Origin of the sequence: Stenotrophomonas sp. (assembly GCF_031995405.1) — a bacterium.
In the GTDB taxonomy this organism is placed as follows: domain Bacteria; phylum Pseudomonadota; class Gammaproteobacteria; order Xanthomonadales; family Xanthomonadaceae; genus Stenotrophomonas.
In genome coordinates, this window is record NZ_DAMAGC010000152.1 from 1 (window position 1) to 8,533 (window position 8,533).

The window sequence follows — 8,533 nt, forward strand, 5'->3', positions numbered from 1 at the left end:
CCTTGGGGGTCTCATGGATGCCGGCGACGATTTCCTTGCTGCGCTCCGCGTTCTCCGACAGCATCTGCGCGGCCACGTGCGGGTCCATGCCGGCACCGGGCTTGAGCACGTTGACCAGCACCAGGCCGATGCCCACCGCGATGTCCGACAGCAGCACCGTATAGGCCAGGGTCTTCCAGCCGATGCGGCCGAGCGCGCGGATGTCGCCCATCTCCGACACGCCCATGATCAGCGCCGAGAAGATCAGCGGCACGATCAGCATGAAGATCAGGTTGAGGAACAGGCCCGACAGCGGCGTGGTCACCCAGGCCATCACGCCCTTGGCGAAATCGGTCAGTCCGGGCACGCCTGGGCCAGCGGCGTGCACGATCAGGCCGAGGGTGAGGCCCAGCGCGAAGCCGATGCCCATTTTCCAGTGCAAAGGCATTTTCTGCCGGGTCTTTGCGGCCTCAGTCATCTAGCGGCTTTCCTGTAAAGAATTGAATCAGCTTAGCAAAGCCGGTCCCGCAGGCCCGGCAGCGCGTCAAGGTCCCGAAGGATATAGAGGCGCCAGCCCATTGTTTTCCGCCACCGCCGTGGCCCGCCAGTGCGGTCCGTCATGGAACGCCCGGCGCAGCGCCTGCCGCGCGGCGGCTACATCGCCGCCCTGGCCGGCCCAACGCACCCGCTGCATGGCCAGCAACGCCTCGCGCTGGGCCGGGTCGGCCAGCCGCCCCAGCAGCGCCTCCAGGCCCTGCACCCCGCCCATCGACGCCAGCAGGGCGATGATCTCGTCCAGCCCCTGGCTTTCCAGTGCGCGGCGCAGTTCGGCACGCGACACCGTGGCCAGCGGGACACCGGCAACGGCGACCGGCGCAGTGCGCGGTTCCGCTCCCCGCCGACCGGTCCGTCGCCAGCCCCACCACAGGGTCAGCAGCCACAGCACCGCAAAAGTGATGGCCGCGGCAATCCAGCCCCACGGGCGTGCCGAGGACGGTGCATCGGCGAGCGGCAGTGCATTGGAGGCCGGTGCCTCGCCCGGGAGGGCCGAGGTGGTATCCAGCGGCACCGGCGGCGCCGCACCGCCCGTCCCACCGGCGGCTACCGTCAGGGTCAGGTCCGGCAAGGTCGCCATGCGCGGCGCGCCCGCCTTCACATCCCACCACGGCATGCGCGGGCCAGGTACGCGCAGACTGCCCGCATTGCGCGGCACGATCGAATAGCGCCGGGTCATCTTCAGCTGCGGGGTGCTGCCGGTGAAGGTCTCATCGAACTGCGCCGGCTCGGCGAATACCTGCGCATCCGCGCCCACGTCGAGGGTGGGCAGCTCCGGGAACTGCGCGCGGGTGGCCCCCTGCGCGGTCGCCTCCACCACCACCGTGGCCGCCTCGCCCGCGCGCCCGCTGCTGGGCGCAGCGGTGTAGCGCAGGCGCAGATCATGCAGCGGCAACCACGGCTGCGGCGCGTTGGCCGGCTGTGGCTGTACCTGCAGGGTGCGTGCCGGCGCGCTGGCGCGCAGACGCCCGTCGCCGCCGAACATGTCGTCAAAGAAACCGCCGGCGGTGCGGCCGTTGAACTGCGCGGCCGGCAACTGCAGCGGACCACTGCGTTCGGGGATCAACAGGAAGCGCCGCTCGACCATGTTGTAGCGACGGCCATTGACCTCGCGCACCTCGCTGCGGTCTTCGCCCACGCGCTGCAGCGATGCACCGTCGGGCGTATCCAGCACCAGCTCGCCGGAGACCAGCTGCGAGGCGTAGTACAGCCGCACCACCACGCCCACGCTCTGCTGCACATACGGGGTGGCGTCATCCACCTCGGTCTCCATGAAGACCGCCGCGTTGCCCGGCAGGGTCGCCGACGTGCCCGTGCCGACGGGGGCGCTGGCCGCCACCTGCAGCAGCAACGGCGCCGTCCGGTTGGCGCCCACCTGCAACGCGGGAATCTGCAGGGTGCCGCTGCGCCGCGGCGACAGCACGACCGCGTAGAGATTGCGCGAGCGGGTGCCGCCATTGCCCCACTGCATCTGGCGGCTGCTGGTCTGCGCGCTCAGGTCGAAGTCCGCGCGCAAGGGCGCGTAGTCCGGCGCACCACCGGCATCACTCTCGATGTTGAGCGTGACCGCTTCGGTGTCGCTGATCTGCTGACGATCCAGCCAGGCGCGGGTCTGCGCCTGCGCCAGGCTGGTCAGTCCCAGCAGCAGCCAGCAGCCGGCCTGCATCCATCGCCGCGTGGTGGAACCCATGCTCATCGTCCTTCCCGTTTCCTGCGTTCGTTTTCCAGCTGGAATTTGGCCCGTAGCAGACTGCCCGGATCATCCGGCACCCGCCGCATCCATGCCTCCACGGCCTGGCGCTGCTCGCGCTGCTGCGGGGTCTCGGCGGCCTGCCGTTGCGCCGGGGTGTCCTTGCCGTCCTTGCCCTGGCGTTGCAATGCCTGCTGCATCTGCTGGCGTTGCGCCGCATCGGCCTTGGCCTGCGCGGCCGGGTCCGGAGTGCCGGCATCCTGCTTTGCATCGCCGTCCTGCGGCTTGCCTGGATTCTGGCCCGGGGCAGGCGGCGCCTGTCCAGGGTCCTGCTTGCCCTGCTGTTTGGGTGGCGGGCCCTGATCCTGCCCGGGTTGGCCCTGCCCCTGCCCTTGCGACGGCGGCGTTTTGGGCGGCTGCTTGCCCTGGTCGCCCTTCGGCGGCGTCGGCGGTGGCTTGCGCTTGCGCGCCGCATCCACCGCAGCGCGGTTGGCGACGGCATCGGGCATGCCGGGCGTCTGCTTCAGCGCGTTGTCGTATGCGGCGATGGCGGCGTCGTACTGGCCTTGCCGTGCCAATGCGTTGCCCAGGTTGTACCACCCGGCATCGCTGTGGATGCCCTCGAACTGCTGCTGCGCGGCCTTGAAGTCACCGCGGCGATACGCATCCACGCCGGCGCCCAGCTTCTGTTGATCGATCTGGTCGGCGCGTTGCCACAGGGTGCCGTCGGCCGCGTAGGCCGGCGTGGGCAGGGCCAGCGGCAGCGCTGCGCACAGCACCAGCGCCATCGCCAGGCCGCGGCGCCGGAACGCCCACAGCGACAGCAGCATCAGCGGCGGCAACAGCCAGAACCCTTCATCGCGCCAGGCCAGCCCGTCGCCCTTCTGGCGGTCGTCCATGCTCACCTTCGGCGTCAGCACGCCGAGGGCCTTCAGGTCGCTGTCGTCGTTGGCGATACGCGCGTAATGTCCACCGCCGCTGCTGGCGATCGCGCGCAGCGGGGCCTCGTCCAGGCGCGCCTGCGCGATCTGTCCATCGCCGCTGCGGAAGGCCGCGCCGGCCGGCGTGCCCAGGCCCAGCACCGACACGTTGAAGCCTTGCCGATGCGCCGCGGCAGCTGCGCGGGCGGCGGCATCGTCGGCTCGGTCGGTGAGCAGCAGGATGTCGCCGCTGCGCGCGCCCGACTGCTGCAGCAACAGCACCGCTGCGTCCAACGCGCGCTCGGCCCGCTGGCCATCGCGTGGCATCACATCCGGGCCCAGCGCGTCCAGGTACAGCGCCACGTTGGCCGCATCGGCGGTCAGCGGCGCCACGGTGTAGGCGTCATCGGCATAGGCCAGCAACGCGACCTCCCCACCCTGGCGCTCGCGCAGCAATGCGGCCAGCTTGGCGCGGGCCTGCAGCAACCGCGACGGCGGCAGATCGGTGGCGGTGATTCGCGAGGACAGGTCCAGCGCCACCACCAGCGGCGTCGGTGACTGCCACAGCGGCTGCGCCACCTGGCGCCAGCTGGGGCCGGCCAGGGCCAGCACCGCCAGCGTCCAGCCCGCCAGCAACACCACCAGCCCGCCCCAGGCGCGCTGCCCACCGGCAACCAGCAGGTGGCGCAACAGATGCGGATCGACCGCGGCGTGCCACGCGCTGCCGCGGCGGCGGCGCCAGTACCAGACCAGCGCGATCAGCGGCAGGGCCAGCAGCGCCCACAGCGCCTGCGGGCGGACCAGATGCAGTGCACTCCACTCAATGTTCATGCCCAACGCCTCGGCACTATCCAGGCCAGCCCGGCCAACAGCAGCGCCAGCGCCAACGGCCAGGCATAGCGCTCGATCCGCGGGCGCACCGCCGGCCCCGCCGAGGCCACCGGCTCCAGCCGCTGCAGCTCGGCATAGATGCCGGCCAGCTCGTCGGTGTTGCGGGCGCGGAACGCGCGTCCGCCGGTGAGCGTGGCGATCTTCTGCAGCGTCGCCTCGTCCACCGGGTCGTCGCCGGCCGCGACCTGCATGCCGAACAACCGGAAGCTGCCGTCGCCGCCGAACGCCACCGTGTACACGCGCACGCCTTCGGCCTTGGCCAGTTCAGCGGCGCGCAGCGGCTCGAGTACGCCGGCATTGCTGACGCCGTCGGTCAGCAGGATCAGTACGCGCTGGCCCTGCGGTTGTTCGCGCAGGCGCTTGACCGCCAGTGCGATCGCATCGCCGATCGCGGTCTCGCGTCCGGCCAAGCCGACCACGCTGTCGCCGAGCTGCTGGCGCACGCTGGCCAGATCGCTGGTCAGCGGGGTGAGGGTGTAGGCGCGCTCGCCGAAGATCAGCAGGCCGACGCGATCGCCGACACGCCGGTCCAGGAAGTCGGCCAACACCGCCTTGGCGGCGGTCAGCCGCTCCACTACCTGCTGGCCGAGCATCATGTCGGTCTCCTGCATGCTGCCCGACACGTCCACGGCAAGCATCATCTGCCGTCCCTGTTGCGGCGGGGTCACCGCCTCGCCCAGTTGCTGCGGGCGTGCCGCTGCCACGCACAGACACCCCCACGCCAGCCACAGCAGCAACCGGCCGACGCCCAGCGCGCGACCACCGACGGCGCTACCGAGTGCCTGCAACTGCGCGGCCGCGTACGGCACGCGCAGCGCGGCGGCGCTGGCGTTGCGCTGCGGCCACCAGTGCATCAGCACCGGTACCGGCAGCGCAGCCAACATCCACGGCCAGGCGAAGGTATCCAGCCACGACAGCCAGTCCGGCAGCCACTGGGCCACCTGCGGCGACACGTTCATCGCGATCATCGCCGCCGCCCCGACACCAGACCGAGGAAGCGCGCACGTGCCAGCACGCGCAGGCGCCGTACCGCTTCGGCATCGACCTGCGGGCGATAACCGCCGTCCAGCAGCAACTGTCCGTCGCCATCGGAGAAGGCACGACTGCCGGGCTCGTCAAGGAATTCCAGCCATGCCTGGCCCTGCAGCAGTTCCGCGCCGGGCTGACGCACGCGCGCCGCACGGCGCAGCAGCGCGGCAACGGCCGCCACTTCCTCGACCGGCGTTGCGGCCTGGGCGACGGCGTCATCGAACAACTGTATCCAGCCCTGTCGCCGCCGACGACGACGCGCCTGCCACCCCCACAGCAGCGCAGCGACAAGCAGCACCGCGCCCAGTACCAGCCACCAGCCGGGGGCCGGCGGCCACCACGCAGGCGATGGCGGCAGCTGCACATCGCGCAGCGGCAACGCGGTCGGCGCGCTCATGCCACCACCGCCGAAGGCATCGGCGTCAACCAGCAGTCGCTGGCGTCATCGGACGCCACCACGTGCACCTGGATGCGACGCGACGACAGGCGTTTCTGCAGGTCCTGCAGCGGCGCCACGAAGCGCTCGCGCCAGTGCTCACGGACGCTGGCGCGGTCGAGGTCGAGCAGCACGCGCCGGCCCTGCGACAGGAACGCCAGCGAGGCCGAGGGCGGCGCCAGCTCCAATGGATCGACCAGCAGCATCACCACGACCTCGTGGTGCATCGCCAGCGCGGTCCAGCGCGACACACTGATGGCGGCGGCCTGGCCGGGATCGGCAAGCACGACCACGCGCGCGCCGGGACGCAGCAGGCGCGCGGCCTGTTCCAGCGCCCGGTCCAGGCCGGCGTCTTCGGCCGGTGGCTGGGCATACCAGCGGGTCAACGCATCGAGCACGCGCAGCACGCCGCGCGTGCCACCGGCCGGCGTAAGCGGCGCTTCCACAGTGCTGCCACGCAATGCACCCAGCCGGTCGCCCTGGCGCTGTGCCAGCCAGGCGGCGATCGCGCCGACGCGGGCGGCCTGCACCGATTTGAAACGGACCCGGGTGCCGAAATACAGCACCGGATCGGTGTCGGCCACCAGCAGCGTCAAGCGCTCGCGCTCGGCCTGGAACAGCTTGGTGTGCGCACGCCCGGTACGCGCGGTGACGCGCCAGTCGATGTGGCGGGCATCGTCGCCGGCCACATACTCTCGCGACTCGGCATATTCCATGCCGCGTCCACGCATCGGCGCAGGCGCGTGGCCGGCATGGCCGAGGCGGCCACGCCGGGCCGGCGCCAACCGATGCGCATTGCGCCGCAGCGCGACCAGTTCGGCCAGGCTGGGGCGCAGGCCGTCGCCCTCGGTGACGCCTGCGGCGTTGTCCACGTTCGACACCATCGAGGTCAGGGTGCCGGCACGCGTGCCAGCAGCTCGGCCACCAGGCGATCACCATCCCAGCCTTCGGCGGTGGCCTCATAGCTGGGCAGCACGCGGTGGCGCAGGACGTCAGGGGCGACGCTGCGCACATCGTCGGGGGTGACGAAGTCGCGGCCGGCAAGCCACGCGCGGGCGCGCGCGCAGCGCTCCAACGCGATCGAGCCGCGTGGGCTGGCGCCCCAGGCAATGCGTCGGGCCAGCGCCGGGTCGTAGCGGGCAGCATCGCGCGAGGCCAGCACGATCTCGATCAGATAGCGTTCCAGCGCCGGCGCCATGTGCAGCGACAACACCGCCTTGCGCGCGGCGAACACATCTTCCAGCGGCATCCGCGGCGGCGCCGGCGGCGGCGGACCCAGCGCATCGCGCGCACGTTCCCGCGCCAGACGCATGATCTCCGCCTCGGCATCCGAATCCGGGTAGCCGATGCGCACATGCATCAGGAACCGGTCCAGCTGCGCTTCCGGCAGCGGGAAGGTGCCTTCCTGCTCGATCGGGTTCTGCGTGGCCATCACCAGGAACAGCGCCGGCAGCGCGTAGGTGTGGCGGCCCACGGTGACCTGGCGCTCGCCCATTGCCTCCAGCAGCGCCGACTGCACCTTGGCCGGGGCCCGGTTGATTTCGTCGGCCAGCAGGATGGGGTGGAAGATCGGGCCAGGGACGAACTCGAAGCGGCCTTCCTGGGGACGCCAGATCTCGGTGCCGGTCAAATCGGCCGGCAACAGGTCTGGGGTGAACTGCACCCGCGAGAAATCCGCTTCCAGGCGCGCGGCCAGCGCGCGGATCGCGGTGGTCTTGGCCAGCCCCGGCGCGCCCTCTACGAGCAGGTGACCATCGGCCAGCAACGCGGTCAGCAGGCGCTCGACCAGCGCGGCCTGGCCGACGATCTCGCCGGCCAGCGCGTCGCGCAGCGCGCGGAAGCCATCGTGCAGGCGGTCGTGGGCCTGCTCGGCGGCGGCGGGGGTATCGATCTCGGTGTCGGGCATGGGGGGAGGCAGGTTCATGGGATCCATGTGACCCACGCGACGTGCGTAAGGTTCCATCCACATGATGGCAGGGCTGACGCCGGAGCGGCATCAAGATTGCCTGAACGCGACGCCCGCAGCGGGCGGAACCGCCCTAAGACGTACTCGCGGCCATCCCGCCTTTGTCGCCGGCGAAGATCGCGCTGCAGTAGGGGCCGGACATCGCAAAGCGCCGACAGGTCTGCGGCCGATCATCATAGATGCTGCAATTCATGTGCTCACGGTCCAGCGCCACGCACCAGCCGTCCGTGCCCCCGGCCATCACGCGCAGGCCGGTCGGCAGTTCCGTGGTCAGGTGCGCCGGAACGCAGTCGGCCGCCCCAAGCACCACGGTGAGCCGGCAGCACTGCGCGGCGCAGCTGGAACAATTGGCCGCTGCCATGGGAATCACCTGCTATTTCACTGAATCACCGGGCAGCATAGCGCGGATTCCTCGCCCTCCCCCTCACACCGGGCCAATCACCCGAACCGGCACAGACGGTTGCTCACTGATCGATGGCCGTACCTGCAGCGGGCGCTGAGCGACCCTCACGCACGTTGCAGCATCGAAGCGTCCTGAACGCAGAAGGGCCGCACGAGGCGGCCCTTCTGCTGCAGCTGGTGCGCGACCCTTAGTTGGTCTTGGACACGCGCAGCACCTTCGGGGTGACGAAGACCAGCAGCTCGGCCTTGTCCTTGTTGCGGCTGCGCTTCTTGAACAGGTTGCCCAGGAACGGCACGTCGCCCAGGAACGGCACCTTGTTGACGCTGTTGCGGTCGGTGAACTCGTACACGCCACCGATCACCACGGTCTGGCCGTCTTCCACCAGCACGGCGGTGTTGACCTCGCGACGGTTGATCGTCGGGACTTCGCCGTAGCCTTCCAGACGGATGTAGCTCTCCACTTCATCCTTCTTGACCGACATGTTCAGGAACACGCGGTTGTCGTTGGTGATGGTCGGGGTGACCTTGAGCTCCAGCACCACTTCCTTGAACTGCACGTTGGGCGTGGCGACACCGCCGGCACCGCCACCACTGATGGTGACATAGCCGATTTCCTTACCCTGCTTGATCGTGGCTTCGCGCTGGTTGGTGGTGACCACGCGCGG

At 70.5% G+C, this 8,533-nt stretch carries 8 protein-coding genes and 1 pseudogene; all 9 read right to left on the reverse strand.

The features are described 5' to 3' along the window. Positions 1–457 (reverse strand): cation:dicarboxylase symporter family transporter (locus tag RTO53_RS18180; protein ID WP_312239114.1); only part of this gene is annotated, 457 nt, incomplete at its 3' end. 66 nt (positions 458–523) lie between these two features. Continuing rightward, positions 524–2,230, reverse strand: a complete 1,707-nt coding sequence (locus RTO53_RS18185; protein WP_312239115.1) for a BatD family protein — start codon at positions 2,228–2,230, stop codon at positions 524–526. Beyond that, positions 2,227–3,975, reverse strand: a complete 1,749-nt coding sequence (locus tag RTO53_RS18190; protein ID WP_312239116.1) for a VWA domain-containing protein — start codon at positions 3,973–3,975, stop codon at positions 2,227–2,229. The genes RTO53_RS18185 and RTO53_RS18190 overlap by 4 nt, the downstream gene beginning before the upstream one ends. After that, the gene (locus tag RTO53_RS18195; RefSeq protein WP_312239121.1) at positions 3,972–4,919 is read right to left on the reverse strand and encodes a VWA domain-containing protein; all 948 of its coding nucleotides are present in this window, start codon (positions 4,917–4,919) and stop codon (positions 3,972–3,974) included. The genes RTO53_RS18190 and RTO53_RS18195 overlap by 4 nt, the downstream gene beginning before the upstream one ends. An 80-nt stretch (positions 4,920–4,999) precedes the next feature. Then, on the reverse strand, positions 5,000–5,461 hold the full coding sequence (locus tag RTO53_RS18200) for a DUF4381 family protein (protein WP_312239117.1): 462 nt from the start codon (positions 5,459–5,461) through the stop codon (positions 5,000–5,002). Then, on the reverse strand, positions 5,458–6,384 hold the full coding sequence (locus RTO53_RS18205; RefSeq protein WP_312239118.1) for a DUF58 domain-containing protein: 927 nt from the start codon (positions 6,382–6,384) through the stop codon (positions 5,458–5,460). The genes RTO53_RS18200 and RTO53_RS18205 overlap by 4 nt, the downstream gene beginning before the upstream one ends. Before the next feature lie 5 nt (positions 6,385–6,389). Continuing rightward, positions 6,390–7,424, reverse strand: coding sequence for a MoxR family ATPase (locus tag RTO53_RS18210; protein ID WP_312239119.1), 1,035 nt, complete (start codon positions 7,422–7,424; stop codon positions 6,390–6,392). A 115-nt stretch (positions 7,425–7,539) separates the two neighbouring features. Beyond that, entirely contained in the window at positions 7,540–7,827 is a 288-nt protein-coding gene (locus tag RTO53_RS18215; protein ID WP_312239120.1) for a YkgJ family cysteine cluster protein, read from the reverse strand. 229 nt (positions 7,828–8,056) lie between these two features. Then, positions 8,057–8,533, reverse strand: a pseudogene (locus RTO53_RS18220) (type IV pilus secretin PilQ); the annotation flags it as partial.

What these genes read in the sequence shown, in the direction of transcription:
- RTO53_RS18185 (WP_312239115.1), bottom strand. Translation starts at nt 2,230, where the DNA reads ATGAGCATGGGTTCCACCACGCGGCGATGGATGCAGGCCGGCTGCTGG.
- RTO53_RS18190 (WP_312239116.1), bottom strand. Translation starts at nt 3,975, where the DNA reads ATGAACATTGAGTGGAGTGCACTGCATCTGGTCCGCCCGCAGGCGCTG.
- RTO53_RS18195 (WP_312239121.1), bottom strand. Translation starts at nt 4,919, where the DNA reads ATGTTGGCTGCGCTGCCGGTACCGGTGCTGATGCACTGGTGGCCGCAG.
- RTO53_RS18200 (WP_312239117.1), bottom strand. Translation starts at nt 5,461, where the DNA reads ATGAGCGCGCCGACCGCGTTGCCGCTGCGCGATGTGCAGCTGCCGCCA.
- RTO53_RS18205 (WP_312239118.1), bottom strand. Translation starts at nt 6,384, where the DNA reads ATGGTGTCGAACGTGGACAACGCCGCAGGCGTCACCGAGGGCGACGGC.
- RTO53_RS18210 (WP_312239119.1), bottom strand. Translation starts at nt 7,424, where the DNA reads ATGAACCTGCCTCCCCCCATGCCCGACACCGAGATCGATACCCCCGCC.
- RTO53_RS18215 (WP_312239120.1), bottom strand. Translation starts at nt 7,827, where the DNA reads ATGGCAGCGGCCAATTGTTCCAGCTGCGCCGCGCAGTGCTGCCGGCTC.